Origin of the sequence: Sphingomonas sp., assembly GCF_019242355.1 — a bacterium.
Taxonomy (GTDB): domain Bacteria; phylum Pseudomonadota; class Alphaproteobacteria; order Sphingomonadales; family Sphingomonadaceae; genus Sphingomicrobium.
Genome location: NZ_JAFAVR010000070.1, coordinates 1 through 26202 on the forward strand (window position 1 = coordinate 1; position 26202 = coordinate 26202).

At 65.9% G+C, this 26202-nt stretch carries 32 protein-coding genes, 1 tRNA gene and 1 pseudogene; 14 read left to right on the forward strand and 20 right to left on the reverse strand.

Annotated elements, in window-relative coordinates; translation table 11 throughout:
* The 3 genes from dxs to JOZ79_RS03180 form a co-directional block, all read right to left on the reverse strand.
* On the reverse strand, window positions 1-1347 hold a 1347-nt coding region (gene dxs, locus JOZ79_RS03170; protein ID WP_294070451.1), incomplete at its 3' end, for a 1-deoxy-D-xylulose-5-phosphate synthase.
* 74 nt (window positions 1348-1421) lie between these two features.
* A complete protein-coding gene (locus JOZ79_RS03175) occupies window positions 1422-1907 on the reverse strand; it encodes a transcriptional repressor (protein WP_294070454.1) in 486 nt (161 codons plus the stop codon).
* Between the two features lie 44 nt (window positions 1908-1951).
* A complete protein-coding gene (locus tag JOZ79_RS03180; RefSeq protein WP_294070534.1) occupies window positions 1952-2284 on the reverse strand; it encodes a MerC domain-containing protein in 333 nt (110 codons plus the stop codon).
* A 143-nt stretch (window positions 2285-2427) separates the two neighbouring features.
* Here JOZ79_RS03180 and JOZ79_RS03185 point away from each other — a divergent pair, with 143 nt between their 5' ends.
* Both JOZ79_RS03185 and cutA read left to right on the forward strand, forming a co-directional pair.
* A complete protein-coding gene (locus tag JOZ79_RS03185; RefSeq protein ID WP_294070457.1) occupies window positions 2428-3510 on the forward strand; it encodes a COX15/CtaA family protein in 1083 nt (360 codons plus the stop codon).
* On the forward strand, window positions 3507-3821 hold the full coding sequence (gene cutA, locus JOZ79_RS03190; protein ID WP_294070459.1) for a divalent-cation tolerance protein CutA: 315 nt from the start codon (window positions 3507-3509) through the stop codon (window positions 3819-3821). Before JOZ79_RS03185 ends, cutA begins: the two co-directional genes overlap by 4 nt.
* On the opposite strand, the gene JOZ79_RS03195 is transcribed toward cutA, so the two are convergent.
* Both JOZ79_RS03195 and JOZ79_RS03200 read right to left on the reverse strand, forming a co-directional pair.
* Window positions 3818-4849 carry a hypothetical protein gene (locus tag JOZ79_RS03195; protein ID WP_294070461.1) on the reverse strand — a complete coding sequence of 344 codons (1032 nt, stop codon included), beginning with the start codon at window positions 4847-4849 and terminating at the stop codon, window positions 3818-3820. The two genes, cutA and JOZ79_RS03195, sit on opposite strands and share 4 nt — an antisense overlap.
* Window positions 4850-4918: 69 nt before the next feature.
* Complete coding sequence (locus JOZ79_RS03200) at window positions 4919-5638, reverse strand: Crp/Fnr family transcriptional regulator (RefSeq protein ID WP_294070463.1); 720 nt, start codon at window positions 5636-5638, stop codon at window positions 4919-4921.
* Between the two features lie 157 nt (window positions 5639-5795).
* On the opposite strand from JOZ79_RS03200, the gene JOZ79_RS03205 reads away from it, so the two are divergent.
* Entirely contained in the window at window positions 5796-5975 is a 180-nt protein-coding gene (locus JOZ79_RS03205; protein WP_294070466.1) for a hypothetical protein, read from the forward strand.
* 28 nt (window positions 5976-6003) lie between these two features.
* Here JOZ79_RS03205 and JOZ79_RS03210 read toward each other — a convergent pair whose 3' ends face one another.
* The 4 genes from JOZ79_RS03210 to JOZ79_RS03225 form a co-directional block, all read right to left on the reverse strand.
* Window positions 6004-6594 (reverse strand): hypothetical protein, encoded by a 591-nt coding sequence (locus JOZ79_RS03210; protein ID WP_294070469.1) that lies wholly within the window; start codon window positions 6592-6594, stop codon window positions 6004-6006.
* Window positions 6595-6671: 77 nt separating this feature from the next.
* Window positions 6672-6971 carry a hypothetical protein gene (locus JOZ79_RS03215; protein WP_294070472.1) on the reverse strand — a complete coding sequence of 100 codons (300 nt, stop codon included), beginning with the start codon at window positions 6969-6971 and terminating at the stop codon, window positions 6672-6674.
* Window positions 6972-7069: 98 nt separating this feature from the next.
* Entirely contained in the window at window positions 7070-9919 is a 2850-nt protein-coding gene (locus tag JOZ79_RS03220; protein ID WP_294070475.1) for a PAS domain S-box protein, read from the reverse strand.
* 16 nt (window positions 9920-9935) lie between these two features.
* The gene (locus JOZ79_RS03225; RefSeq protein WP_294070478.1) at window positions 9936-10715 is read right to left on the reverse strand and encodes a Crp/Fnr family transcriptional regulator; all 780 of its coding nucleotides are present in this window, start codon (window positions 10713-10715) and stop codon (window positions 9936-9938) included.
* A gap of 59 nt (window positions 10716-10774) precedes the next feature.
* Between JOZ79_RS03225 and JOZ79_RS03230 the strand changes: the two genes are divergently transcribed.
* Window positions 10775-11176, forward strand: coding sequence for a response regulator (locus JOZ79_RS03230; RefSeq protein WP_294070481.1), 402 nt, complete (start codon window positions 10775-10777; stop codon window positions 11174-11176).
* 10 nt (window positions 11177-11186) lie between these two features.
* Here the strand turns inward: JOZ79_RS03230 and JOZ79_RS03235 are convergent, their stop codons facing one another.
* Window positions 11187-11423, reverse strand: coding sequence for a hypothetical protein (locus JOZ79_RS03235; RefSeq protein ID WP_294070484.1), 237 nt, complete (start codon window positions 11421-11423; stop codon window positions 11187-11189).
* Window positions 11424-11465: 42 nt separating this feature from the next.
* Here JOZ79_RS03235 and rplM point away from each other — a divergent pair, with 42 nt between their 5' ends.
* Together rplM and rpsI are read left to right on the forward strand one after the other, a co-directional pair.
* Window positions 11466-11945, forward strand: a complete 480-nt coding sequence (rplM, locus tag JOZ79_RS03240) for a 50S ribosomal protein L13 (RefSeq protein WP_294070487.1) — start codon at window positions 11466-11468, stop codon at window positions 11943-11945.
* The gene (gene rpsI, locus JOZ79_RS03245; RefSeq protein ID WP_294070490.1) at window positions 11945-12487 is read left to right on the forward strand and encodes a 30S ribosomal protein S9; all 543 of its coding nucleotides are present in this window, start codon (window positions 11945-11947) and stop codon (window positions 12485-12487) included. The genes rplM and rpsI overlap by 1 nt, the downstream gene beginning before the upstream one ends.
* 206 nt (window positions 12488-12693) lie before the next feature.
* Here the strand turns inward: rpsI and JOZ79_RS03250 are convergent, their stop codons facing one another.
* From JOZ79_RS03250 to JOZ79_RS03260, 3 genes are read right to left on the reverse strand one after another with little or no spacing between them, the layout of a single operon-like run.
* Window positions 12694-13239: an SRPBCC family protein gene (locus JOZ79_RS03250; protein ID WP_294070493.1), complete on the reverse strand. Its 546-nt coding sequence runs from the start codon at window positions 13237-13239 to the stop codon at window positions 12694-12696.
* The gene (locus JOZ79_RS03255) at window positions 13232-13678 is read right to left on the reverse strand and encodes an SRPBCC domain-containing protein (protein ID WP_294070496.1); all 447 of its coding nucleotides are present in this window, start codon (window positions 13676-13678) and stop codon (window positions 13232-13234) included. The genes JOZ79_RS03250 and JOZ79_RS03255 overlap by 8 nt, the downstream gene beginning before the upstream one ends.
* A complete protein-coding gene (locus JOZ79_RS03260; protein WP_294070499.1) occupies window positions 13678-14007 on the reverse strand; it encodes a metalloregulator ArsR/SmtB family transcription factor in 330 nt (109 codons plus the stop codon). Before JOZ79_RS03260 ends, JOZ79_RS03255 begins: the two co-directional genes overlap by 1 nt.
* A gap of 256 nt (window positions 14008-14263) precedes the next feature.
* Here JOZ79_RS03260 and JOZ79_RS03265 point away from each other — a divergent pair, with 256 nt between their 5' ends.
* Window positions 14264-15517, forward strand: a complete 1254-nt coding sequence (locus JOZ79_RS03265; protein WP_294070502.1) for an amidohydrolase family protein — start codon at window positions 14264-14266, stop codon at window positions 15515-15517.
* Window positions 15514-16503, forward strand: a complete 990-nt coding sequence (locus tag JOZ79_RS03270) for an alpha/beta hydrolase (RefSeq protein WP_294070505.1) — start codon at window positions 15514-15516, stop codon at window positions 16501-16503. The genes JOZ79_RS03265 and JOZ79_RS03270 overlap by 4 nt, the downstream gene beginning before the upstream one ends.
* Before the next feature lie 6 nt (window positions 16504-16509).
* Here the strand turns inward: JOZ79_RS03270 and JOZ79_RS03275 are convergent, their stop codons facing one another.
* The 4 genes from JOZ79_RS03275 to JOZ79_RS03290 are packed head-to-tail and all read right to left on the reverse strand — an operon-like array spanning window position 16510 to window position 20611.
* Complete coding sequence (locus tag JOZ79_RS03275) at window positions 16510-17496, reverse strand: aldo/keto reductase (protein WP_294070537.1); 987 nt, start codon at window positions 17494-17496, stop codon at window positions 16510-16512.
* A gap of 27 nt (window positions 17497-17523) precedes the next feature.
* On the reverse strand, window positions 17524-19077 hold the full coding sequence (locus JOZ79_RS03280) for a DHA2 family efflux MFS transporter permease subunit (RefSeq protein WP_294070508.1): 1554 nt from the start codon (window positions 19075-19077) through the stop codon (window positions 17524-17526).
* Between the two features lie 9 nt (window positions 19078-19086).
* Window positions 19087-20175: an HlyD family secretion protein gene (locus JOZ79_RS03285; RefSeq protein WP_294070511.1), complete on the reverse strand. Its 1089-nt coding sequence runs from the start codon at window positions 20173-20175 to the stop codon at window positions 19087-19089.
* Window positions 20168-20611 (reverse strand): MarR family transcriptional regulator, encoded by a 444-nt coding sequence (locus tag JOZ79_RS03290; protein ID WP_294070513.1) that lies wholly within the window; start codon window positions 20609-20611, stop codon window positions 20168-20170. The genes JOZ79_RS03285 and JOZ79_RS03290 overlap by 8 nt, the downstream gene beginning before the upstream one ends.
* A gap of 143 nt (window positions 20612-20754) precedes the next feature.
* Here JOZ79_RS03290 and JOZ79_RS03295 point away from each other — a divergent pair, with 143 nt between their 5' ends.
* Entirely contained in the window at window positions 20755-21027 is a 273-nt protein-coding gene (locus JOZ79_RS03295; RefSeq protein ID WP_294070516.1) for a YciI family protein, read from the forward strand.
* A 65-nt stretch (window positions 21028-21092) separates the two neighbouring features.
* Here JOZ79_RS03295 and JOZ79_RS03300 read toward each other — a convergent pair.
* Window positions 21093-21166, reverse strand: a tRNA-Gly gene (locus tag JOZ79_RS03300).
* Between the two features lie 59 nt (window positions 21167-21225).
* The gene (locus JOZ79_RS03305) at window positions 21226-21990 is read right to left on the reverse strand and encodes a molybdopterin-binding protein (protein WP_294070540.1); all 765 of its coding nucleotides are present in this window, start codon (window positions 21988-21990) and stop codon (window positions 21226-21228) included.
* Between the two features lie 49 nt (window positions 21991-22039).
* Here JOZ79_RS03305 and map point away from each other — a divergent pair, with 49 nt between their 5' ends.
* Genes map through JOZ79_RS03320 form a run of 3 tightly spaced genes read left to right on the forward strand, consistent with a single transcriptional unit; the run spans window position 22040 to window position 23482 of the window.
* A complete protein-coding gene (map, locus tag JOZ79_RS03310) occupies window positions 22040-22870 on the forward strand; it encodes a type I methionyl aminopeptidase (RefSeq protein WP_294070519.1) in 831 nt (276 codons plus the stop codon).
* Between the two features lie 56 nt (window positions 22871-22926).
* Window positions 22927-23265, forward strand: a complete 339-nt coding sequence (locus JOZ79_RS03315) for a P-II family nitrogen regulator (RefSeq protein WP_294070522.1) — start codon at window positions 22927-22929, stop codon at window positions 23263-23265.
* A 1-nt stretch (window position 23266) separates the two neighbouring features.
* Entirely contained in the window at window positions 23267-23482 is a 216-nt protein-coding gene (locus tag JOZ79_RS03320) for a helix-turn-helix domain-containing protein (RefSeq protein WP_294070525.1), read from the forward strand.
* A gap of 21 nt (window positions 23483-23503) precedes the next feature.
* Here JOZ79_RS03320 and JOZ79_RS03325 read toward each other — a convergent pair whose 3' ends face one another.
* Window positions 23504-23995 (reverse strand): EF-hand domain-containing protein, encoded by a 492-nt coding sequence (locus JOZ79_RS03325; RefSeq protein WP_294070528.1) that lies wholly within the window; start codon window positions 23993-23995, stop codon window positions 23504-23506.
* A 93-nt stretch (window positions 23996-24088) separates the two neighbouring features.
* On the opposite strand from JOZ79_RS03325, the gene JOZ79_RS03330 reads away from it, so the two are divergent.
* Both JOZ79_RS03330 and JOZ79_RS03335 read left to right on the forward strand, forming a co-directional pair.
* Complete coding sequence (locus JOZ79_RS03330; protein ID WP_294070531.1) at window positions 24089-24700, forward strand: SOS response-associated peptidase family protein; 612 nt, start codon at window positions 24089-24091, stop codon at window positions 24698-24700.
* 219 nt (window positions 24701-24919) lie between these two features.
* A pseudogene (locus JOZ79_RS03335) lies at window positions 24920-26202 on the forward strand (TonB-dependent receptor); the annotation flags it as partial.

The following is a 26202-nucleotide window of genomic DNA, read 5'->3' on the forward strand; positions in this document are numbered from 1 at the left end:
CACCACCATGTTCGGCAGCGTCGCGAGGTAGGTCACGTCGAACGACCCGGCGTGCGTCGCCCCGTCGGCACCGACCAGCCCCGCCCGGTCGATCGCAAAGCGCACGGGCAGATTTTGAATACAGACGTCGTGGACCACCTGGTCGTAGGCGCGCTGCAGGAAGGTCGAATAGATCGCGCAAAACGGCCGCATACCTTGCGCCGCCAGTCCGGCCGCGAAGGTCACCGCATGCTGCTCGGCAATGCCGACATCGAAGGCTCGGTTGGGGTGCGCCTTGGCAAACTTGTCGACACCCGTGCCCGACGGCATCGCCGCCGTAATCGCAACGATTTTCTCGTCCCGCTCGGCCAGCTTCGCCAGCGTTTCGCCGAAGACGTTCTGATAGCTCGGCGGCCCAGCGTCAGGCTTGGCCTGTACGCCCGACACGACGTCGAACTTGACGACGCCGTGATATTTGTCGGCGGCGGCCTCGGCGGGCGCGTAGCCCTTGCCCTTCTTGGTGACGACATGGACCAGCATCGGCCCGACGCCGGCGTCGCGGACATTCTCCAGCACTTCGACCAGGGCCCGGACGTCATGCCCGTCGACTGGCCCGACATAATAGAAGCCGAGCTCGTCGAAGAGCGTCCCGCCTGTCACGAACCCGCGAGCGAACTCTTCCATCCGTCGGGCCGTCCGGTGAAGCGGCTCCGGCATCGCCCGCGCAACCTTCTGCGCCAGCTTGCGCGGAGCCAGATACTTCCCCGACGACACCAGCCGCGCCAGTGAGTTTCGCAAGCTGCCCACGGGCGGTGCGATCGACATGTCATTGTCGTTGAGGATAACGACCAGCCGGTCGCCGGCCGCCGCCGCATTGTTCATCGCCTCATAGGCCATGCCCGCAGACAGCGCGCCGTCCCCGATCACGGCCACCGCCTTGCCAGGCTTCCCCGACAGCTTGTTTGCCATGGCGAAGCCGAGCGCCGCCGAGATCGAGGTCGAGCTGTGCGCCGCTCCGAACGGGTCGTACTCGCTCTCGCTCCGCCGCGTGAACCCGCTCAAGCCCCCGCCCTGCCGAAGCGTGCGGATGCGGTCGCGGCGTCCAGTGACGATCTTGTGCGGATACGCCTGGTGCCCGACGTCCCAGATCAATTTGTCGCTCGGCGTATCGAACACATAGTGAAGCGCGATCGTCAGCTCGACGACACCCAGGCCGGCGCCAAGGTGGCCGCCAGTGACCGACACGGCCGAGATCACCTCCTGCCGGAGCTCGTCGGCAAGCTGCGGCAGCTGGCTCTTGTCGAGCTTGCGGATATCGTCGGGGTACTGGACCGTATCCAGCAGAGGCGTTTGCGGCCGGTCTGACATGCCGAGCGGCTTAGTCCGAACACGTTCTCATGTCACGGAGTCGGCGCGCTTTTCAGTGATTGCTCAGAATTCGCTCAGGCGCCCGCCGGCTCGCACTCGCCGCAGGTGCCGCGCACTTCGATGACCGGGCGCGGCGCCGAAAAGCCGGCGTCCCGTGCCGCGTTGCGAATGCCGCTGCTGAGCTTGTCGTCGTCGATGTGGACCGCATGGCCGCAGCGATCGCAGATCAGGAAGATGCAGTCGTGCAGGCAGTCCGGGTGCCCGTTCGCGACATAGGCGTTGGCGCTTTCGACCCTGCGGGCAAGGTTGGCACTGACGAACAGGTCGAGAATCCGGTAGACGCTGTTCGCCGCGACCCGCCGCCCCTGCGCGGCTGAAACGGCTTCGGCGATGTCATAGGCGCTGGCCGGCTTTTCGAATCCCGCGAGCGCAGTGAACACGGCTTCGCGCATCCCGGTCCATTGCTCCCCCTCGCGGGTCAGGCGGGCGCGAGCCGCCTCGCGAAGCGAATCGCCTTCGTGCACCTGGTGGTCGTGAGCGGCGTGTTCCTGGTCGGCCATTGATGCCAAAAGTCTAAACCCCGATGCGGCGACCGGCAAGCAGCCTACAGCCGGCCGCGCCCGGCAAGGACGTTCAGCCGGTGGCCGAGCGCAAGGATGCAGACCCCCAGCACTGTATAGACGGGCTCGTGCCCGCCTTCGGGAAGGCTCAACGCGCCGGCCATGATCCCGAGACCCAACGCTCCGACCGCGCTTGGCAGCATCAGCCCATGCTCCATCACGCCGCGGCCGAGCGCGATAGTGCCGATGATCATTGCGATCGTCAGGCCGGTCTCATGGATGATCGGGCTGCCGAGGAACCCGCCAGCCGAGGCCAGCAGTCCGACCAGTACCGCCGTCGCGACGCAATGGACCACGCACAGCCCGGATAGTCCCATCGCGATCCGGTCGAGCCGGTGAGTCGGGACTGCCTGATGCGTCACGCCACCGATATAGCGGCGCCCCAGTCGCGTGACAATATATCATCGGACCGATTTGCTTACCTTGCGTCGCGGACGCCCGCGGCATAGGCGCGCCGCCCATGACCAGCGCCGTCGCAGCTGCTGTAGCAGATGATCCCGTCCTTCCCGGCCGTATTCGCGCCGGCGCGCGAGGCCTTTCCATCCTGCTTCTGGCCGTCGCCGCGCTTGTGTTCCTGATGGTGGTCGTCGGGGGCATTACCCGCCTGACGGAAAGCGGCCTGTCGATCACCGAATGGAAACCGATCAGCGGCGCGATCCCGCCCCTCAGCCAGGCGGACTGGGCGCGCGAGTTCGCGCTCTATCAGGCGACGCCCCAATATCGCGAGGTCGCCGGGCCGGCCGGAATGACTCTTTCGGGCTTCAAGTTCATCTTCTTCTGGGAATGGGTGCATCGCCTGCTCGGTCGCATCCTCGGCCTCGTCTTTTTCGGCGGCGTCGCCTGGTTCGCGGCTCGTCGAGCGATCCCCAGGGGGTTCACCTGGCGTCTCGTCGCCTTGTTCGTCCTTGGCGGCCTCCAGGGCGCCGTCGGCTGGTTCATGGTGGTGTCCGGTCTCGAGGGCGCTCACACCGAAGTCAGCCCGTATCGCCTCTCCGCCCACCTGCTGTTCGCGCTCTTCCTGTTCTCGGCGTTGATCTGGACCGCGCTCGACCTGCGCGCCGTCGCCTTCGCCCGCCGTCCCTCACGGATCACGGGCTGGACCATCCTCGCGCTCGCGGCCCTGTTCATCCAGCTGATGCTCGGAGCATGGGTCGCGGGTTTTCGTGCCGGCTACGTCTCGAACACCTGGCCCGCGATGAACGGCCATTTCGTGCCGGAAGGGATCGACTGGTCGCGCGGCGCCGGCTTCGCTTTGACCCACGATCCATTCCTGCTCCACTTCATGCATCGCTGGTGGGCCTGGGTGGTCGTCGTCGTGCTCGTCCTCTTCGCCCGCCAGGTGAAGCGCGCCGAGGGTGGCCGCGCCGCCTCGATCGCGATCCACTCCGCGTTCGGGACGCAGGTCATTCTCGGCATCCTCACCGTGCTTTCCGGAATCGCCCTCTGGCTCGCCGTCCTTCACCAGGCAAACGGCGCCCTGCTCGTCGCCGCCACCGTCTGGGGCGCGCATGCGTTCGGCGGGCGCGACGGGGCCATCGCATGAGCGTCATCTCGATCTACGCAGTCTTCGCGGACACCGACGAGGCGGAGCGGATCGGCCGCTCGGTCGTCGAGGACGGGCTCGCGGCCTGCATCAACATCCTGGGACCGGTGCGCTCGATCTACCGCTGGAAGGGCGAGGTCGAAAGCGCCGAGGAGGTCGCGGCCGTCCTGAAGACCACCGCCGAGGGCGCCGACCGGTTGATCACCCGTATCGCCGGCCTGCACAGTTACGACGTGCCGTGCATCGTCGCCTTGCCGGTCGACAAGCTGCTCGGCTCCTACGCCAACTGGGTCGAGGACAGCGTCCGCTAGGCCGCACTCGGCGGCGGAAGGAACGGCGCACAAGGCTTTCCGAGATGATCGGCCATCGCCTTCACGCACGCCATGTTCGTCCTGCGCTCGCGCAGCATTGCGCTGACGTCCACGTCCTCCCGCAGCCGGTAGCCGGCATCTCCGAGGCGGCGACGAACCTCCGCGACATCCTCCTCGCTGGCCTCGTCCTCGGCAGGCTCCAGCCGCGACAGGCGTGCAAGCTCGGCGGACATTCGCAAGCCCTCGGCCCGCAGCAGAAGCGACGGGCCGCGCCAGTGATCCTCGTCGATCAGCCGACTGACGATCAGGGACAAGTCAAGCAAGGCGCCAAGCGCCGCCGGCCAGCCCGCGCCTGTCCCCGTCGAACGGAAATAGATGAGCGAGGGATGGGACGCGTGACTTTGGCGAACCGTCGTGCACCAGTCGCGCGTCTGCCCAAGGATGGCCGGAACCTCGCCCTCGCAACCGAGCACCGCGTAGGTTTCGAGCAGGGTCAGCGCGGAGGGCGGGTCACCGGCGGAAGTGTTCAGCTTGTAGATGCCGACGTCTCGTCGGGACACGCTCGACTGGATCTCGAGCAAGTAGGTGACCGCCAGGGTGATTGCGCCGAGCCCGCAGAACCCCGCGGCAAGGATCACCCAGCGGCCGGCGCCGAGCGCGACGGTATTGCTTGGACCCAGCGTCACCATGCTGCTCCCAGCGAGGTATATGGCCTCGAACAGGCTCCGGACAGGCGGATCGAAGCGATCGCCGAGGGCGTCGCACATCATGCCGAAGCCGAGCACCATCAGCATCGCCCAGGTCACGAACGACGCCACCAGCAGCACTGGCGCAAATGTCGTCGAAATGCCCTTTCCCGGCCGAAGCCAGCGCCACAGGGGAAGCATCACCCGCAGCAAGCGCCGGGCGACGTGCAGCGATGTCCGGCTGCCGCCAGGCACGACCACCGTATCGAAGACGTCGCGGAGGGTCATTAGCACGAGGGCGGCGCCAGCCAGCAGTTCGACGATCGGCACAAGCATGGCCATTCAAGCCGCGGTCACGCCAAAGGTTGCGTCCGCCAAAAGATTGCAGCTCTGAAGCGCTGCCCGAGCGCCTCAGATCCGCTGCCGGTCGAGGTACAGGTAGGAGGGATCGAACTCGGCCAGGCCTTCCAGACCGCTGCGGTCGAGGATTCGAACGAAGCGGTTCTCCAACTCGACCAGCCCACGCCTTCGCAGCTCCTGCAGGGTCCGGTTGGCGTGGACGACGGTGAGCCCGAGGCATTCGGACAGCTCGCGCTGGGTGAGTGGGAACTCATAGCCTTCGCCATTGGTGCGGCCGACGACGCTGAGCCGCATGTGAAGCTCGCAGAAGAGGCTCGCCATGCGCGAGATCGCGGAGCGCTGGCCAAGCGACAGCGCCCATTCCCTGTGGATCGCTGCGTCGACATTCGTCTGGAACCAATAGACCCGCGCGAGGTGCGGGTTGCCGGAGGTGATCTCGAGCAGCCGTTCGTGCGGCAGGGTCGCGACCACGCACTCGGTGAGCGTCATCACGTCATGATCGAGCCGTTTCAGGGTGAAGCCGTGCAGGTCGACGATGTCGCCGGCCACGTGGAGCTCGGTGACCTGACGCTCGCCGCTCGGGAGGTCCTTGCTGCGCGACATCCAGCCGCTGAGCAGAATCGTGGCAGAGTTCAGTTCATCGCCCGAGCGAACGAAAATCTCGTCGGCGGCGATCGTGCGCGAGCCCGCGACAGCGCCCCTGATCGCGCGCTCCTCGTCCGCGCTGATGTCCGTACGGTGACGCAACTTCTTGAGATGAACCGTAATCATGCCCGCGCTTTCTGCACAGCGGCGCGAATTTCGTGATTCACCTATGTTACATGATCGTTACGATTCCTCAACTTCGTGGAATGAGGCAACCCCTTGTAACCCAAGTGAATCACGGCGGGTCGGGCACCATGTTAGAAGCTGGGCGCGGGGGTAATCAGTGCCAAGCTACAGGCTCTATCGGCTCGATGGGACGGGCAAGATCGTCAGCGCGGAATGGGTTGAGGCCGCAGACGATGACGCCGCTGCTCAACATGCCCGTGACCAGGACCTTCCGGTGACCTGCGAGATGTGGGAGCGCAACCGCCTCGTCGCGAGGATCGAGCCGGTCCGCAAATAGAGGGCGCCGAAGCGGGCCTCCAGCGCGCTCAGCTTTGATGGACGGGCCCGGTCGGCACCGGAGCGGCAGCGGGCGCGCCCGTTCCCTGCGGAACTGCCTGCTGCGGACTCGGTCCGCAGTCGCCACTGCTCTGTGACGTGACTCGCGGAGGCTTGCCCGGGCCCTGCCCGACAACCTCGGTCGACCGCGAGCACTGATGCCCGTTCTGGCTGACAGTCACGCTGCTAAAGCTCGTCGAGCCCGCCGGAACGCCGCCGAACGAAGCCATGCTGGCAGCACCTGGAGCGGTCGCGAGCGGCTGATGCGCGAGCTCGTCCACCTGCTGCATCGCCGCCGTCATCTGGCGGTCCATCTGGTCGAACATCGCGCCCAGGTCCGGCATTCCGAAGCCGGCCGGATCAACGCCGCCGGGCAGTGCGACCGGAACCCAGGGATTTGCGGGCACCACCGGAACGACCGTCACGCGCGGCGCGACATCGCCGGCATATCGAACGCGGGCGACCGTCCCGTCGGGCAGCGGCACGCTCATCACGTGGACCGGCCGAGCGGCCGCCGTCGCCACTCCGGCAAGCCCGGCTGCGAGCACGCCGGCAAGTGCAAGTTTGGAGAGAGTGCGCATCGGATGTCTCCATCTTTGGGAATCTTCGCGGGGCTAACCCTATCGCCCGATCCTGAACGCCAGATTGCCGTGCGCGCTCAGGATCCGGAACCGTCCGGAGAGTAGGGCACGCCGTCGAGCTTTCGCCGGAGCGACTCGATCTCCTCGGAATCTTTCCCCGCCTTGCTGTACTTGGCTTCCAGCTCGACCTCCTCGGGCGTCTGATCGCGCAGATAGCTGATGGTCAGTCGCCGCCCGAACACGTCATCGCCGCGGATGTTGAGCTCCGCCTCATGCTCAGGCGGAAGATTGTCGCGGATCGTCTTCAGGTAGCGGATGAGGTCTTCGAGCGAGGTATAGTCGCTGATCTCGATGAAGTCCTTGACCCGTCTCGGCACGGTCGTCTGGTCTCCGTTGAAGTCACTCGCGCGGCGTGGCGCGCCGGCAGCGCACTAGGCCCACCGCGGTCGCCGGGCAACGTCCCGAAGCGCGCTCGTCAGTCGTTAACGGCAGGCAGCGGCATGCGCAGTTCGAAGCGCAGGCCGCCGCGCCCGATCGTGAGGTCCGTCTCGCCTCGGAGGTCATAGGGCAACGACCGGCGCAGCAACTGCATTCCGAACCCCTCCCGGCCGACCTCGGGCTCGTCGATCGCAACCCCGCTTTCCGTCCAGTTCAGCACCAGCTCGCGGCTGCCGTCGGCCTTGTCGAAGCGCCAGCCCACCGCAACCTTTCCGCCGCCGTTGCTGAGCGCGCCATATTTGACGGCATTGGTCGCAAGCTCGTGGATCGCTAGGCTGAGGTTTTCCGCCGTCCGTGTCGGCAGGATCACCTCGGGCCCATCGATGCGGACATGCTCGCCCTCGCGCGCGGCATGGGCGACGAGCTCATCCTCGACGATGGTCATGAGATCGACGCCCGAATCGGGGTTCCGGGTGAGCGCCGCCTGCACTCGAGAAAAGGCGTCAAGCCTCCCCTGGAAATGAGCAACCATGTCTTCGACGCTCTCGCTGTTCTCCGCGGTACGGCGAGCGATGGACCGGACGACCGAAAGCGTATTGCGCACCCGGTGCTGGAGTTCGGCGAGAAGCACCTGCTGGTGGCGCTGCAAGGTCCTTAGCTCGTCGATGTCCGTCAATGTCCCCAGCCATTCCAAGAGATCGGCACGGTCATCCATCACGGCGAGGGCGCGCGTCTGGAACCATCGGTACTCGCCTGTCGCCTGACGGCGGAGCCGATATTCGACTCCGAAGGTGCCTGAATCCCTTGCTTTTTCCCAGGCGTCGCGCGCCACCTGCCGATCCTCGGGATGAACGGCATCCAGCCAGCCCCAGCCGGAGCTGTCGTCGGAGCTCAGGCCGGTGAACTCCTCCCACTGCGTGCTGGCCCAGGTCCACACACCGTGATCGACGGAGCGCCATACCAGCTGCGGAATGCCTTCCGCCAGCGAGCGCCAGCGACTTTCGCTCATCGCCAACGCGATGTCCGTCTCCTTCCAGTCGGTGACCTCCTGCGAAATCCCGCCGACCCGGCGAATCCGCCCGCTTGAATCGGGCATCGGAAAACCGGTGTCCCTGATCCAGCAAGTCCTGCCGTCGTCCGGCCGGATGATCCGGTAGGTGTGGATCGCAGGCTCCCCGTCCGCGGAGCGCGCCATCACTTTTGCGGCGGAGTCGCGGTCGTCGGGATGCACGAGCTCGATCCATCGGCCGAGGTCGGCCATGATCTTGTCGCGGCCCTCACCCCACATGTTTTCGAAGGCGGGACTGAGATATTCGAGCTTGTTTCGTTCGACGTCGACGATCCACAAGGTATCCGCACTGTTGGCGGCAAACTCGCTGAAGCGGGACTCGCTTTGCCGAAGCGCCGTCTCCGCGCGCTTGCGCTCGGTGATGTCCTCGAACAGCACTTCGTATCGATCCTGGCCGCGCGGATAGACCCAGGCTTCGAACCATCCTCCATCCCTACTGTATTGATACTCGACACGCTCGGGCTGCCCGGCGCGAGCGATCCGGTCGCAGGTTTCGAGCCACCAGCGATCGACGCCGGGGAGGATTTCGTAAGCGCACCGGCCGCGCGCTTCTTCGGCGGAGACGCCCATCAACCGCTCATAGGCCGGGTTCACCTCAAGCAAGCGCATGTCCACAGCCTGCCCATTTGCATCGCGCACAGTCTCCGCCAGAACATAACCCTGGCCCATCGTTTCGAAGAGCGAACGATACTTTGCCTCGCTTTGCTGAAGCGCCACCTCGGCGCGCGCGCGCTCGACGGCGGCCCAGGTGCGCCCGGCGACATCTTCGATCAAAGTGATCTCGCGCCCCGTCCATTCGCGCGGCTCTCGGTTATGAACCGCAAAGGTGATGGCTAGTCGACCGTCGTTCACCCGGGGTACGGCGACGGCAGCCGGTGATTCGACAGCGCGAAAGGCATCGCGCTCAGCCTCGCTCACTCTAGGGTCGCGGCCGAGGTCGGTCAGCACCAGCGTTCGACCCGAGCGCAGGATGTCCACGAAGCCTGAGCCGTATGCGCTCATCGGAAAGCGACGGACCATCGGCGCGCCGTGCCGCACATACTCTCCGCAAACCTCGGCGATCTCCGCTCCCGGCGTGTTGTCGGCCATCACGGTGAATTGGGCACGGCTCGCGTCGATCTGTTCCACCAGCAGTCGGCAAGCGACTTGCGCCATCATCTCGGGATCACTCTCCGAGCGGAGCGCATCACTAAGCTTCAGCAGGAAAGCCTGTCGTTCCTCGCTCTCGCGCAGCGCGGCTTGGCCAGTCCGCGCATCCTCCAGCCCCTCAACTACGCGATGCGCGACCGAGGCGAAATGCGCGAAGCTGCTTAACAGCCGCGCATCCTCCTTCTCGAAATGCTTATCGGCCGAGTGCTTGATCACCCACACCGTGCCCGCCAGCCTGCCGCCGATCTGGAAGGGAGCGAGCAGCCCCTCGTGAATCGGCGGATCAGCCTGCGATAGCGCGGGAAACGCGCGATCAGGGTTGGCCACCAGCAGGAGCGACTCGCGAGCGATGACCTCGCCGCATGGACTTTCGCCCCGCGGCATGGTCCCGCCGGCATACGGAGCCCAGGCGCCCGCAGTCGCTGCCCATCGGAACACGCCCTCGACCGCACCCGGCTCGAGCAGGCTGATCCCGGCGGACTCGGAATTGGTGAGGTTCATCGCGACCTGCGCGAGCTGCTGGAGCACGGTTTCCGGATCGCTTTCCATCGCCTCGGCAAGGGACGCGAGCGCCTGGTTTTCCGCCTCGAAGTCGGGTGCTCGGGACGGTCGGCGCTCGAGCTCGCTGGTGATGACCACATCGTCGACCTGGCAGGCGACGTCGCTCACAGACGCTTCGCGAACCTCATCCATTGGCATCGAGGTGACTGCCCTCGCCATCAAGGTGAAGGTAGTTGGGATTGAACATGGCGAGATCCTTGAGACGCGGCAGATCAAGGATCCGAAGCCGCTTGCGCTCCAGCGCGATCAGCTTGTCCCGGCGCAGCTCCTGGAGCGTCCGGTTGACGTGAACCGGCGTGAGCCCCGTCGCATCGCCAAGATCGGTCTGGGTCAGCGGGAAATCGCAGGTGCCGTCGCTTGCGCGTCCGACCGCCTCGAGGCGCAGGTAAAGCTCGATGAGGAGGTGCGCGATCCGCTCGTACGCCGTGCGCTGGCCGACGTTCAGCGTCCATTCGCGCTGGATCGCCATGGTCACCAGCTCGTGCCACCACAGCGCCTGTGTGATCCGCGGCCGATTGGCGGTCAGCTCGCGCATCTCCTCCGGGGTGATGACCGCGACCTTGAGCCGCGTCAGCGCCCCGATGCTATGGTCCATGTGCTTGAGGATGAACACATTCACGTCGCAGAAATCGCCCGGCAGGAAGATACTGACGATCTGCCGCTTGCCGTCGGGAAGGACCTTGTAGCGGGTCGCCCAGCCGTCGAGGAGGAGATGGACGAACTGCGGCCTGGAGCCCTCGCTGATGAGGTCGCGGCGCGCGTCGACGACACGGACGTTACGGCAGACGTGGTCGATCGCCGAGCGGTCATCGCTCGACAACCGGCAAAATCGTTCGAGCTTGATGGCCACTGTCGATCCCGAGTGCGACTTGATCGCCGACGGAACAACGCTAGTCAGTGGCATCGCAGCCGACCCTCACTTATGTTATTGGGAAAACGCTCGGCCCGCTGGATGGTCGCAACATGACGACGCAGGAGCTAAGAAACACCCACGATCAACGACTTGCGGGATTGCGCATCCTGGTCGTGGAGGACGAATTCTATATCGCCGACGACGTTGCGAGGGCACTGGAGGGTGCGGGGGCGCAAGTCGTGGGGCCCGTCCCGACACTTGCCCGTGCCGAGGAGCAGATCGGCGAGGACGGCTTCGACTTCGCAATCCTCGACCTCAACCTTCATGGCGAAAACGGCGTCCAGATCGCCGAGCGCCTGGCGGCGCAGCACATCCCGTTCGTTTTCGCCACGGGTTACGGCAGCCCGTCGGTGCCGGACCGCTTCAGCCATGTTCCGAAGTGCGAGAAGCCGTTCGATCCAGGCGCGCTGGTCGGCCTGGTCGCGCGCACCGTCGCGAAGCGCGCGACCTGATCGCCAGTCGTCAGATGACCCCGAGCAACCAGAGCACGAGGATCAGGATCAAGAGTCCGCCAAGTCCGATATACATATCTGCTCTCCTCCATTTTCGTTGATCGAACAACCGCTGGACGGCCATCCGCGTTGCAATCGTTCCGGATGCGTAGTTATCGGTTTGAGGTATGATTTTACCGTCTGCCAAACGCCCGGTTTTGCTTGACTTATTCGCCTTGTGCCGCAAATAGCCCAGCGACGGCGGCACGCGTGTGCAGCCTTTCTCATGTGATTCGAGAGGTTCACCGCCATGAGGGCGCTGATGAAGACGACCAAGTCGGCAAAGCCGGCCGAGGTCGAGAAGAAGTGGCATCTGATCGATGCCGACGGCCTGGTGGTCGGTCGCGTCGCGACGATCATCGCCAACATCCTGCGCGGCAAGCACAAGCCGAGCTTCACCCCGCACGTCGACTGCGGCGACCATGTCGTCGTGATCAACGCCGACAAGGTCCGCTTCACCGGCCGCAAGGCGGCGCAGAAGATCTACTACAAGCACACCGGTTACGCCGGCGGCCTCAAGGAAGTGACCGCGGCCAAGGTGCTAGAGGGCCGCTTCCCGGAGCGCGTGCTGGAGAAGGCCGTCGAGCGGATGATCCCGCGCGGCCCGCTCGGCCGTGACCAGATGCGTGCGCTGCACCTCTACAACGGCACCGATCATCCCCATGCCGGCCAGAATCCCGAGACGCTCGACGTCGCGTCGATGAACCGCAAGAACAAGGTGGGCGCATAATGTCCGACACCCGCGAATCCATCGCCGACCAGCTCGGCGCAACACCCGCTCCCGCCGCTCCGGCTCCCGAGGCTCCGGCCGCCGACGAAGCGCCCGCCTCCCAGCAGCAGCCCCCCGTCGAAGCCGCTCCGCTTCGCGAGCAGCAGCTCGACAAGTTCGGCCGCGCTTATGCGACCGGGCGCCGCAAGGACGCCGTCGCGCGCGTCTGGCTGAAGCCGGGCTCGGGCAAGATCGTCATCAACGGCCGCGAGCAGGAAGTCTATTTCGCCCGTCCGACCCTGCGCCTGGTCATCAACCAGCCGTTCGGCGTCGCCGACCGCGAGGGCCAGTATGACGTCGAAGCGACCGTCAAGGGTGGCGGCCTCTCGGGCCAGGCCGGCGCTGTCAAGCACGGCATCGCCCAGGCGCTCAGCCGCTTCGAGCCCGCGCTCCGCACCGCGGTCAAGCAGGCCGGCTTCCTGACCCGCGACCCCCGCGTCGTCGAGCGCAAGAAGTACGGCCGAGCCAAGGCAAGGCGCTCGTTCCAGTTCAGCAAGCGATAACCGAGTACAGCGACGCCGGCGCAACGCGCCGCCGGAGCAGTACGAAGACTTATCGCTGCCCGCCGGCGGGGCTGCCTCCCTCCAGGAGGCAGAGCCCGTCCGACGTCACGCGGATTCACTCCGCGTGACGGCCCAGCCCGAGGAAACAGAAAGGGCGGCCGGGACATCTCCCGAGCCGCCCTTTCCTTTGATCGGCCTAAGGCTGGTCAATTGTCCAACGCCGCCTTCACCGCCTCCCGCGACCTCGCGTGCAGCGCCCAGAAATCCCTGACGCCCCTGCCCGCCAGCTTCTCTTCCAGCACCGCCAGGTGCGAGGTCCAGCCGCTGCCGAAATCCTGGGACCCGGTCGGACTCTCGATCCCGCTGTGCGTCAGCACCAGCCGGGTGCCCTCGCCCTCGGGGAACAGCTCATAGGTTACGATGCCGTTCTTGCCGCCCTGAAAGGTGGTCGCGAGCACGTGCGGCGGTTCGAACCGCACCACCTGCTCGCTCCACGTCCGCCCTTTGTAGGGCGCGTAGCTCTCCGGATAGGGCACGTCCTCTTCCGACAGATTGTCGTGGTCGTTCAACAGCTCGAATTCGCCGCCCGCCACGGCGTCCATGCCGCCCATGAACCATTGCCGGCGCAGCTCCGCCTCGGTCAGGTAGCGCCACACCTTTTCCGGCGGCGCGGCAAGCACCCGCTCCAGCCGGATTGCGTCCGCTCCCACCCGCTCGATCGCGGGGCGCGCCTGTGTCGATGCTTCAGCCATGGTCAACCTCCATTGTTCGGGACAGGGTGTCGAGGATCATCGTCCAGCCCTTGCGCACCGGCTCGGCATAGGACGCCCATTTCCGCGGGATCTCGTGGGTCAGCGCGATCGTGCAGCCGTCGCCGGTTGCCGCGAATTCGACCGTGACCCGCGACCATTCGTGGGATTCGGTGCCCGGACCGCGGAACAGGAAGATGATCCGCTGCGGACGCTCGATCGCCTCGAACCGGCCATGATGGTCGGCGTCTCCGTCGGCGCGCCGATCGGTGATGAGGAAGTTCCCGCCGACCCGCGCGTCGATCTCGCAGCGGACGATCTCGCCCTCCGGCGTCGCGAACAGGAAGCGGCTCGCGACGGCCGGGTCGAGCCAGGCGTCGAACACCCGCTCCGGCGCGGCGGCGATGATTCGCTGGACCGTGACGACGGCATCGCCCGGCATCAGCGCGTCTCCCCATCGCGTTCGACAAGCGCCTGCAGCCGGTCGAGATTCCCGCTCCAGAAATGCTCCCACTGCCGAAGCCATTGCTCCGCCTCCTTGAGCGGCTCCGCCTTCAGGCTGCACAGCTGCATCCGCCCGACCTTGCGCCGCGCCACGAGCCCGGCGCTCTCCAACACCCGCACATGCTTCGACGCCCCGGCGAAGCTCATCGCCAGCGGCGCCGCAAGCTCCCCCACCGAGGCTTCGCCAAGCGACAATCGGGCCAGCATCCCCCGCCGCGTCGGATCGGACAGCGCATGAAAGGCAGCGTCGAGTCGTTCTTCAACCATATGGTTGAGCTAGGCTTCGACCCATTCAAAGTCAACCAGTTGGTTTACTAATAGGCACGGCAACTCGATCTGGCCCGACCGCGGCCCCCTTTCAGACACTCTTGGCGCCATGCATTTGCGGAATCTCTTTCCTATTGGCACCCTTCTGTGGTCCACAGTGCGGATGCCCGTCCGCGTCCTTGCCAGCCTTCGTCGCACGGGCAGCCGCCCGACGCCTCGCGCGCGTATGACCCCGACTTTTGAGACTTTCCGACGATTGGCTGCCTTCGCCGCGCTGCTGCTGCTTGCGCTTCCCGCGAACGCGCAGCCGGTCCTCATCCGTCCCGCCCGGGTGTTCGATGGCGTCGACCCCACGCCCCATTCGGGGTGGCAGGTCCTTGTCGACGGCGACCGGATTGTCGCGGTCGGTCCGAGCGTCACGGCCCCCACCGGCACTCAAATCGTCGATCTGCCGGGCGAGACGCTCACGCCTGGCCTGATCGAGGGCCACAGCCACATCTTCCTTCATCCCTACAACGAGGCGAAGTGGGACGATCAGGTCCTCCACGAGCCGCTGGCGCTGCGCACCGCCCGCGCCGTCGTGAATGTCGACAAGACCCTGATGGCCGGCTTCACCACCGAGCGAGACCTCGGCACGGAGGGCGCCGGCTATGCCGACGTCGGCATCCGCCAGGCGATCGACCAGGGCATCATCCCCGGTCCGCGCCTGCTGGTCGCGACCAAGGCCAATGTCGCTCTCGGCGCCTATGCCCCCAAGGGCTTCGAGCCGGGGCTCGCGATCCCCCAGGGCGCTGAGGAGGTCAGCGGCCCCGACGACATGACCCGGGCAGCGCGCAGGCAGATCGCCGCCGGCGCCGACGTCATCAAGATGTACGCCGACTATCATTATCAGCCTGGCGAGCCGAGCCGGCCGACCCTGACGCAAGCCGAGATGGCCGCCGGAGTCGCCGTCGCCCACGACGCCGGCCGCATCGCCGCCGCGCACGCAACGACCGCCGAAGGCATGCGCCGAGCCATCCTCGCCGGCGTCGACACCATCGAACACGGCTACGGGGGCACGCCCGAGGTCTTCAGACTGATGCACGAGCATGGCACGGGCTATTGCCCGACGCTCGCCGCATCCGAGGCCTACGCGCGCTATTTCGCCGGCTGGAACGGCCGGGAACCGGCGCCCGAGAGCGTGCAGCAGGACCGCGCCGCCTTCCGAATGGCGATGAAAGCGGGCGTCCAGATCTGCATGGGCGGGGACGTCGGCGTGTTCTCGCACGGCCAGAACTGGCTCGAGATGGAAGCCATGCAGCGCGCGGGAATGCCGGCCGCAGACGTGATGATCTCCGCCACTTCGCGCAACGCCCGCATCTTCCATCTCACGGATCGCGGCGAGGTCAGGCCTGGACTGCTCGCCGACCTGGTGGCGATGCCTGGCGACCCGACCAAGGACGTCTCTGCCGCCGAGCATGTCGATTTCGTGATGAAGGGCGGCAAGGTCTTCAAGGGGGGCACGAGATGAGCATCGAACGCAGGACCTTCCTCGGCAGCGGACTCGCCTTGCTCGCAGCCGGCGCCGCCTCCGCGCAGGACGCGCCGACGCCATTCGCGACGGATCCCGCAGCCCCCTTCTGGCCGTCGCGCGAGCGCTTCCCGCTTTGGCCCGGCACTCCGCCCGGCGCGCCGAGGGCCAGGATCGTCCCGAACTGGACGATGAACGTGCCGGCTCCCAACCGCGAGCTGTGGATCCGCGGCGTTCCCTTTCCGGAGGTTCACGTGTTCCGCGCTGCCAAGCCCGACGGCTCCGCGCTCCTGTCGCTGCCAGGCGGCGGATACGAATTCCTGTCGGTGCAGAACGAGGGAATCGACGTCGCCGAGCGCTTCAATGCCGAGCGCACCACCGTCTTCGTCCTTACCTATCGCCTGCCGGGCGAGGGCTGGGCCAATCGCGGGCTGGTGGCGATCCAGGACGCGCAGCGGGCGATGCGCCTGATCCGCTCGCGAGCACGCGAGTTCCGGATCGATCCGCACCGCCTCGGCGTGATCGGCTTTTCCGCCGGCGGCCATCTCGCGGCCGACCTCGGCGTCTCCTACGACCAGCCGCTGTACAAGCCGATCGATGCCGCAGACCGGCTCTCGGCTCGGCCGGCCTATCTCGGCCTTGTCTATCCCGTGGTCACGCTCACCGACGCGCCGAGCCATTATGATGCGACCAAGATGCTGTGGCCCGCGCCGCCATCGCAGGCGGACATCGATGCCCGCTCGCCTGTGCTGCACATCACCAGGGATACGCCGCCGGCTTTCCTGGTGCACGGTTCAATGGATGGCACCGTGCCCGTCTGGCATAGCTTCCGCTGGGCCGGGACGTGCTGGAATGCCGGGGTCCCCGCCGAACTCCATGTCTTTTCTGAGACGGGCCACGGCTTCGGCCTGCATATCCCGAAGGACCAGTCAGGATCGCGCTGGCCCGACCTCTTCGCCCTGTGGATGCGCAAGCACGGCGCATAAGCGGCGCTAGCGGTTCACCGCCGCCATGCTCTGCTCCGGATAGCGCAGGCCCGCGGCCGCGCCCGGCGGCAGGATCTGGTCGAGCCGCCGCAGGTCCTCTTGGCTGAGCTGTACGTCCAGCGCGCCGATGTTGTCGTCGAGATAGCGCCGGTGCTTGGTTCCCGGAATCGGAACGATGTCGTCGCCCTGCGCAAGCACCCAGGCAAGCGCCAGCTGCGCCGTCGTGCAGCCCTTCTCCTCGGCCAGCCGACCCACCTCCTTCACCAGGTCGAGGTTCTTATAGAAGTTCTCGCCCTGGAAGCGCGGGTGGTTGCGGCGGGTATCGTCCTCGGGGAAGTCGTCCGGCGACTTGAACTGCCCGGTCAGGAAGCCCCGGCCGAGCGGCGAATAAGCGACATAGCCGATGCCGAGCTCGCGCACTGTCGGCAGCACCTCGCCTTCGGAGTCCCGGCTCCACAGCGACAGCTCGGTCTGCACTGCGGTGATTGGCGAAGTCGCATGGGCAGCGCGAATGGTCCGCGGCGCTGCTTCGGACAGGCCGAGGAAGCGCACCTTGCCCTCCTGCTGCAGCCGCGACATCTCGCCGACCGTATCCTCGATCGGCACGTTCGGGTCGACGCGGTGCTGGTAATAGAGATCGATGGTCTCGACGCCGAGGCGCTGAAGGCTCGCCTCGGCCGCCGAGCGTACATATTGCGGATCGCCGCGAACGCCGAGAAACTCGCCGTTCGGTCCCCGGACATTGCCGAACTTGGTCGCCAGGAACACCTGATCGCGGCGGTCGCGGATCGCCCGCCCGACCAGCTCCTCGTTGCGGCCGACGCCGTACATGTCGGCAGTGTCGAGGAACGTCACTCCGCGGTCGATCGCATGATGGATCGTCGCGACCGACTCATCCTCGCTGCCGCCCTTGTAGAAGTCGCTCATGCCCATGCAGCCAAGGCCGATCGCCGAGACTTCCGGTCCGTCCTTGCCGAGCCGCCGTGTTCCGATCCTGTGCATGGTCATTCTCCTGCAAAATCAATCCATGTGAACCGGCGGCCCGCCACCGCCGACCTGATTGCCGCGTTTCATGAACAGCAGCAGCGGCAGAACCGCGAACGTGATGATCATCATCAGCTTGAAGTCGTCGAGATAGGCGATGAACAACGCCTGCTGGTTGATGATCCCGTTGATGTAGGCGAGCGCCGTCGGACCGGCGACCGGCGCTACGGTCTGCAGAAGCGTCGGGTCCGCGGTCGGAATCGTCTGTTGCGTGATATTCTGGGCAAGGTCGGCGTGGCTGACCTGGGTCATCCTCACCAGCTGCGTGCTGACCACCGATATGCCGATCGAACCGCCGATATTGCGCGACAGGTTGAGCAGCGCCGCGCCCGTTGTGCGCATCTGCGGTGCCAGCGTCTGGAATGCCAGGCTCTGAAGCGGCACGAAGATGAGGCCGAGGCCAAGGCCCTGAACGACGCCGCTGATGATGACCGGCCGCGACGGCTGGTCGAGCGCGAACCCGGTCATCATGTAAAGCGACGTGCCCATCAGGACGACGCCTAGTCCGACCAGCAGCCGGGCGTCGATCTTGCCGGTCAGGCGTCCCGCGATCAGCATCGAGAACAAGGTGCCGACGCCACGGGGCGCCGTCAGAAAGCCCGACTGGAGCACCGAGTAGCCGTAGAGATTCTGGAGCAACGGCGGAAGGATCGCAAGGCCGGCGAGCAGAAGCACGCCCGTCACCGCCATGAATAGCAGGCCCGTCGCGAAATTGCGGTCGGCGAACATGCTCCGCTCGAAGAGCGGATGAGTGGTGGTGATCAGGTGGACCAGGAACATCCACGCCGCCCCAATCGCAAGGCCCGCCTCGATGATGATCTCCCAGCTCGAGAACCAGTCCTTCTGCTCGCCCCGATCGAGGCAGAATTGAAGCGAGGCCAGCGCAACCGCCAGCAAGACGAAGCCGAACATGTCGAACTTGCGACGCACCGTCTCCGTCTTCGGCATGAAGCGGGCCATGACTAGCGCACAGAGGATGCCGACCGGCAGGTTCACAAGGAACACCCAGCGCCAGTTGTAATTGTCGGTCAGCCAGCCGCCGAGCACGGGCCCGAGGATCGGGCCGATCATCACGCCTCCGCCGAACAAGGCCATGGCCTGGCCGTGCTTGGCTGGCGGATTGATGTCGAAAAGGGTCGCCTGGGCAAGCGGAACGATGAACGCACCGCCGACACCCTGGAAACCGCGGAACAGGACCATTTCGGGCAGCGAGGTTGCCGTCGCGCACAGCACCGACGCAATCGTGAACAGCGCCACCGAAATCAGCAGCAGTCGTTTGCGCCCGACCCGGTCTGCGAGCCAGCCGCTGATCGGCAGCGCGATCGCCGAGGTGACGATGTAGCTCGTCAGCACCCAGTTGATCGTGTCCTGCGACGCGCTGAGGCTCGCCTGCATGTGCGGCAGCGCGACGTTGGCGATCGTCGTGTCGAGCACCTGCAGGAGCACGGCCATCATCACCCCGACGGTAACGATTAGCCGTTGCCCCGACGGCAGCGGATGGCTTGCGACGTGTGCCGAATCGTCGGCCATCTAGCGGGCCTACTTCTTGCTGGAGCTGTCGAAATAGACGGTCGCGTTGACCGACAGGCCCGCAATCATCTGCCGCGACGTGGCGCCTCGGAAAGCGATCCGGACAGGCACGCGTTGGGTGACCTTGACCCAGTTGCCGTTCGCATTCTGCGCCGGAAGGAGCGAGAACTCGCCGCCGGTGCCGGCGCCGACGCTCTGGACATAGGCGTCGAACTTCTGGCCCGGATAGGCGTCGACACTGACCGATGCGCGCTGGCCCGGGATCATCCGGCCGACATCCTTCTCCTTGAAATTCGCCTCGACCCAGGGAGTACGGTTGTGGACGATGGAGACGACGCCGACGCCGGTCACGGCCATCTGGCCGATCTGCAGATTGTCTGCATTCTCGACGGTGCCGTCCATCGGCGCGCGAACGTCGGTTCGCGACAGGTCGAGCTTTGCCTTGTCCACCGCCGCCTGCGCCTGGGCGATCGCCGGCTGCTCGCCCGGAGCAATCGCCGCCCGGGCATTGGCCGCGCGCGCCTGCGCGTCGCCCAGCTGGGTCTGCGCCGTCTTCACGTCGTTGAGCGCATCGTCATAGTCGGAGCGCGTCGTGAAGCCTTCCTTGAGGAGCGCCGACTGGCGAGCCAGCGCGTTCTCCTTGATCCTGAGATTGGCCTGCGCGCCAGTGATGTCGGCGCCGGTCCCGGCCGCCTGGGTGCGCAACTGGCTGGTCTGCAGCCTTGCCGACGCGAGCTGCGCTTCGGCCTGTTCGAGCGCGACGCGGAACGGCGCCGGGTCGATCCGGAACAGAAGATCGCCCTTCTTCACCTCGGCGCCGTTGCGGACGAATTTCTCCGCGACCGGGCCAGTGACCTGGGGGCTGACGGAGACGATGTCCTGCTTCACCTGGGCGTCGTCGGTGCTGACACTGCCGCCGCTCGAAAGATAGTAATAGACGCCGCCAACGATCAGCAGCGCCGGCACAACCAGCAGCAGGACGGTGCGTAGCCAGCGGCGCTTCGCCGGAGCCTCGGTCTCGATCACGGTCGTCTCGGTGGCCGGTCCCGTAGTCTCGACCTCCGTGCCCGTCATTTTCTCAGTGGTGACTTTATTCATTGTCCGATGCCCTGTTGGCGGGGCCGCGGCCCACATTTTCACGTACTCGCGCCAGCGCGGCGCGCGTTGCGTTGACATCCGCCGGGTCGATCCCGGCAAACGCCTCGTTCGCAAGCTCGGCTGCAAGCGCCTGGAGTTTCTCGATGAGCGGCTGTGCCCGCGCGGTGACATGAAGCTTGCGCGCCCGACGGTCGTCCGGATCCTGGCTGCGCTCAACGAGCTCGGACTCCTCGAGCCGGTCGACGATCCGGCACAAGGTGATCGGCTCGATGTCGAGCAGGTCCGCAAGCTCAACCTGGCGGAGGCCGGGAGTGCGGCTCAGGTGGAACAGCACCTTCCACTGAGCGCGCGTGACGCCCAGGGCCGAAGCACGGCGATCGAAGGCCTTGCGCAGCGCATGGGCGGTCTCGCCAATTTCGAGGGGAAGGGTTTCCATTGGGGACGGATATAATAAGCCTACTTATGGTAAGCAACCCCCAACAGGCCTCAGGGTTCCAACTGCCGATCCATTCCGTCCCCCGGGACCTTGCGAAATGCGCCCGCTTGGCGCTTTGGGAACGGGAGCGAAGGAGCATTGCCATGCGGTTCGTGTGGATCGGGTTCATGAAGGCCGGCGCCGACGCCGACCAGCGTATCCTCCAGCAGGAGACGGGCTTCCTGCAGCAGCCCTACATCAAGATCCTGTCTGCCGGCGCTCTCCGCGACGAGGATGGGCGGCGCCTGGGGATGATGATGATCTTCGAGACCGAGGACCGTTCGACAGCCGAAGCGCTGGTCGCCGGCAGCCCGTTCAGGAGGGCTGGCCTCTATGAGCATTATCATCTCGCCGAGTTCCTCGACGAGGTCGGCTGAGTCCGTCAGGAGTTCGCACCGCGAGACCTGTCGCGGGCTTCCTTCGCGGCGCCGGGGACCGGCGCTGGAGCGGGTAGCGGGAATCGAACCCGCGCGTTCAGCTTGGGAAGCTGACAGGCTACCATTACATCATACCCGCCGGATCGCCTCCGCCGCGTTAGGTCGCCCGCTTTGAACCGTCAACGCGGAGCGGCACGGCTAAATCCCTCCTTCGACCGGCTCGAAGCCCGCCTCCCGCAGCCCCTGCGCCAGAGCATCGACCGTGCGTCGCGCGAGGTCTCCGTCTTCAGAGCGAACCACGAAGTTCGAACCGTAACCGCCGTCGCGAAAGAAGGGATAGCTGCCGATCGCGACGCTAGGGTTTGCCTGCTCGAGGCGCTGGAGCAACTCGGCTACGTCGCTTTCCGGCGCGCGCGCTCCTACGGTAAGCGAAACGATCGGCCGTCCGCCTTCGAGCTTCCCGGTCAGCCCCTCGATCATGCTCGCCGCGATGTGCGGCACGCCGGCGAGGATGTAGATATTCTCCCATTTGACGCCCGGCGCGCCCGAGCTGCGATTGTCGATCAGCTCGGCCCCCTCCGGGACCCGCGCCATCCGCAAGCGCGACTCGGTCAGCTCGATCCCGCGCGGCGCGTAATAGTCTTCGAGGATTCGACGCGCCCCGGGATGGACCACCACCGGAACGCCGACCGCGGCGGCAATTGCGTCGATCGTGATGTCGTCATGGGTCGGTCCGATGCCGCCGGTGGTAAACAGATAATCGTTGATAGCCCTCAAGGCGTTGACGGCCTCACCGATCTTCGCCGCGTCGTCCGGGACGACCCTGACCTCGGCGAGCCGGATGCCCTGATCGTTGAGCCAGCTGGCCAGCTGCGCGACGTTCTTGTCCTGCGTCCTGCCCGACAGGATTTCATCGCCGATCACTACCAAAGCAGCGGTCCATTGCCTCGATTGGTCGCTCAACCCGGCCACTCCGTTCGACTTTAGGCGCTCCAGTGCCTATCTAGACGCCATGACTCAATACATCACAGTCGCCGCCGATGACCGCGTCGAGGCCAAGAACGGCGTCATCAAGCTGCACGGACCGGAAGGGTTCGAGGGCATGCGCCGCGCCGGCCGGCTTGCCGCCGAGATCCTCGACGCGGTCGCGCCCCATGTCGTTCCGGGAGTTTCGACGCAGGAGCTGGACGACATCGTCTACCGAATGACCGTGGACCGCGGCGCCGTGCCCGCGACGCTCGGCTACCGCGGCTACACCAGGAGCTGCTGCATCTCGATCAACCATGTCGTCTGCCACGGCATCCCGGGCGAAAAGACGCTGAAGGACGGCGACATCGTCAATATCGACGTCACGCCGATCGTCGACGGCTGGCACGGCGACACCAGCCGGATGTATCTGGTCGGCAACGTGCCCCTCCGCGCCCGCAAGCTGGTCGACGTCACCTACGAATGCCTGATGCTCGGGATCGAGCAGGCGCGGCCCGGCAACTGCCTCGGCGACGTCGCCAGCGCCATCCAGCGCCATGCCGAGAACCAGCGCTACAGCGTCGTCCGGGATTTCTGCGGACACGGCGTCGGCCGGCTGTTCCACGACAGTCCCGAGGTCATCCACGCCGGGCGCCCCGGCACCGGCCCCGAGCTCAGGCCGGGCATGATCTTCACGATCGAGCCGATGATCAACCTAGGCAGGCCCGACGTGAAGGTCCTCGACGACGGCTGGACCGCCGTCACGCGCGATCGGTCGCTGTCGGCCCAGTTCGAGCATTCCATCGGGATCACCGAAAACGGCTGCGAGATTTTCACGAAGAGCCCGACCGGTCGGGACAGGCCTCCTTACGCCTGAGTCTGGCGGCCCGGCGGTGAGCGCGATACAGTCGCGATTGCTGCAGGGGACGTGACGTGAAGAAGGTCGAGGCGATCATCAAGCCCTTCAAGCTGGACGACGTGAAGGACGCGCTTCACGACGTCGGAGTCAGCGGCATCACCGTCGCCGAAGTGAAAGGCTTCGGCCGGCAGAAGGGCCATACCGAGCTTTACCGCGGCGCCGAGTACGTGATCGACTTCCTGCCAAAGGTGAAGGTCGAGGTGGTGATCGAGGACAGCCTCGTCGAGAATGTCGTCGAAGCGATCGAGAATGCCGCCCGCACCGGTCGCATCGGCGACGGCAAGATCTTCGTCAGCAATGTCGAGCAGGCGATCCGGATCCGCACGGGCGACCGGGGCGACGACGCCATCTAGGATGGCCGAAGACCGCCAGATGCTGGCGTCCATGTCGCCCGAGGAGTTGCGCGGCGCCATGCGCAGCCTCGGCTACCGGACCCAGAACGACCTTGCCCAGGCGATCGGTGTCTCGCGCTCGGCTGTCAGCCTGTGGCTCGAAGGCAAGGTTGGCGTTCCTCGACCGGTCGCGATGCTGCTCAGGATGCTGCTCGCCGCCCAGCGCCGCGCCTACTGACAGATAAGCGCAACTCGCGCTTCATTGCGCCGCGCGGTTGCCCCAGCCCTGCTGACGCTCGTCGGAGGTGAGGACGCCGTCATGGTTGAGGTCCTGCCGGTCGAAGCGCGCCAGCGCCTGCGCCTCGAACTGCTGCAGGGTCACCGACGGAGCGCCCGCGAACATGCGCTCGACCATGCGCTGGATCCGGCCGCCCCCCTGGTCGCCATCCCCGCCGCCGCCGCCCCGCATGGCCTCGACCTGGGCCACTGCCTGCTGCGCCTCGTCGCGGGTCAGGATGCCGTCATGGTTGACGTCGAAGCGCCGGAACATCGTGTCCGCCATCTGCTGCGCCTGCTGGCGGGTGCGGTCGCCCTGCATGTGTCCCATGTGCCCGCCCTGGGGACGGACCGGCTCCGGACCGGGAATCGGCGCGACCGGAGCAACCGGCATCGCCGGCTGCGTCATCTGCGCGGCGGCCGGGCTCGCTGCCATTGCCGTGCCGAACAACGCGGCGAGAAGCATCTTTCTCATGGTGTAATCCTCGTCTCAAAACAGGCGCACGAGGTGAGCCACCGCCCGTGAACCGCCCATTTACGCACCGAAGCGCTTGACAGCCGGGCGCCGATGCCGCTGCCATCCCGCCCGATGTGCAACCTCTATACCCAGACGAAGTCAGTCGACGAGGTCGCGGCGATCTTCCGAGGCCTGCAGATGCCGCTGACCTTCCCCGAGGGCATCCCCAATCTCGCCCCGCGCGACATCCGCATCACCGAGCCCGCGCCGATCGTCCGCGCCGGCTCCGAGCCGGGCAGCTTCGAGCTCGTCGTCCGCCGCTGGAGCTGGCCCGCGCCGAACGGCAAGCCCGTCTACAACTTCCGCTCCGAAGGCCGCAGCTTCCCCAATGGTCGCTGCCTCGCCATTGCCGACGGTTTCTACGAGTTCACGACGCCCCAAGACCCGAAGCAGAAGGCCAAGGACCGCTGGCTCTTCAGCGCCGCCGAGCACCCGCTGGTGGCGATCGCCGGCCTGACTCGCAGCAACCCGCAGGTCGGCGAGGCATTCACCCTGCTCACCGCCGAGCCGGGCGACGACGTCAGCCCCTACCATAACCGCCAGGTCGTGATCCTTCCGCCGACGGACTGGCGCGCCTGGCTAACCCACGCAGTTCCCGAGCGCGATCTCCTCAAGGCCACGCCCACCGGCACCCTCACCGTCTGCGCCGCGCCTAGGAGCTAGCCCCAACCGGCGTTGACCGGAGCACGCTCGGCTTGAGGTGGCAGTCGAGACCCGCGAGGATTTGCCTGATACCCGGCGGGAGGACCGTTCCGCTCGGCAACTGCGAATATTCCATGCACTCGACGAAGTGCCGTTCCTGATCGACCAATAGGTAATCATCAGATTGAGATGATGTAACATCTCTATTATAGGCGACTTCTTTCTTGCGAAGGCCGTCCTATGAATGTCTTGATCCTTCCTGCCGCGGCCCTGGCTGCAATGTCCTCGTCACCAGACTCCGCGCAGGCGGTGACCGGTCAGAGCACGACGGATGCCTCAGGCGGAGGCACGCCCGGGCAGGAAACCCCACCGAGCCCGACCGCGATCGTCGTGACCGGCCGTCGTCTCGATGTCGCTCGCGACGCGATCACACCATCGCTTGGGGCCAGCCAGTACACGTTCGACCGCGAGGCATTGAACAAGCAGCCGGGCGGCACCAACCTGACCCTCAACAAGTCGCTCCTGCAGGCGCCGGGGGTCGTGCAGGACAGCTACGGCGTTATCCACGTCCGGAACGAGCACGCCAACCTGCAGTATCGCCTGAACGGCGTCATCGTCCCGGAAAGCATCAGCGGCTTCGGCACCACGTTCGATCCCCGCATCGCGAGCTCGATCCAGCTGATCACCGGCACGCTACCGGCACAGTACGGTTACCGAACCGCGGGCGTCGTAAACTTCAAGACCGAATCCGGCCTTCTCGGCAACCGCGGCGAAGCCGGCATCTACGGCGGCAGCTTCGGCTGGCTCGAACCGAGTGCGATGATTCAGGGATCGAGCGGGAATTTCAGCTACTTCTTGTCGGGCAGCTACTTGCGCAACGACATTGGCATCGAGAACCCGCTTCCGACCAAGCACGCGATCCACGACCGCACGATCCAGATCCGGCCATTCGCCTTCGTTTCCGACGTTCTGTCGGAAAAGAGCCGCGTGGCCTTGTTCGCGGGCAGCTTCATCGGCAAGTTCCAGATCCCTAACGTGACGGGCGTCAGCCGGGGCTACTACGTCAATGGCAACGATGTCGTCGATGCCGCAAAGCTCGACCAGAACCAGCGTGAAATCACCAATTATGCGGTGGGAACCTATCAATATGCCGGCGACAGGCTGAACTTCCAGATCGCGCCGTTCGTCCGTTACTCGCAGACCAGGTTCACGCCCGATCCGAACCATGGCGACATCATCGCCAACGGCTTCGCTGACGCGGCGCGTCTCTCCAGCTTGGCTGCCGGCGTCCAGGCCGACGGCAGCGAGCACATCGGCAATACCCACACGCTCCGCTTCGGCCTGTTCTTCCAGAACGAGCATACCAACTCGCGGGTGGCCTCGACCGTGCTGCCGATCAACGTGGACTGCACGGTGGTCACCGACTGCGCGTTGTCAACGATCACCGATCAGGGGAGGAAGACCGGACAGCTGTACGGCGTTTACGTGCAGGACGAGTGGAAGCTGACGCCGAAGCTGACGCT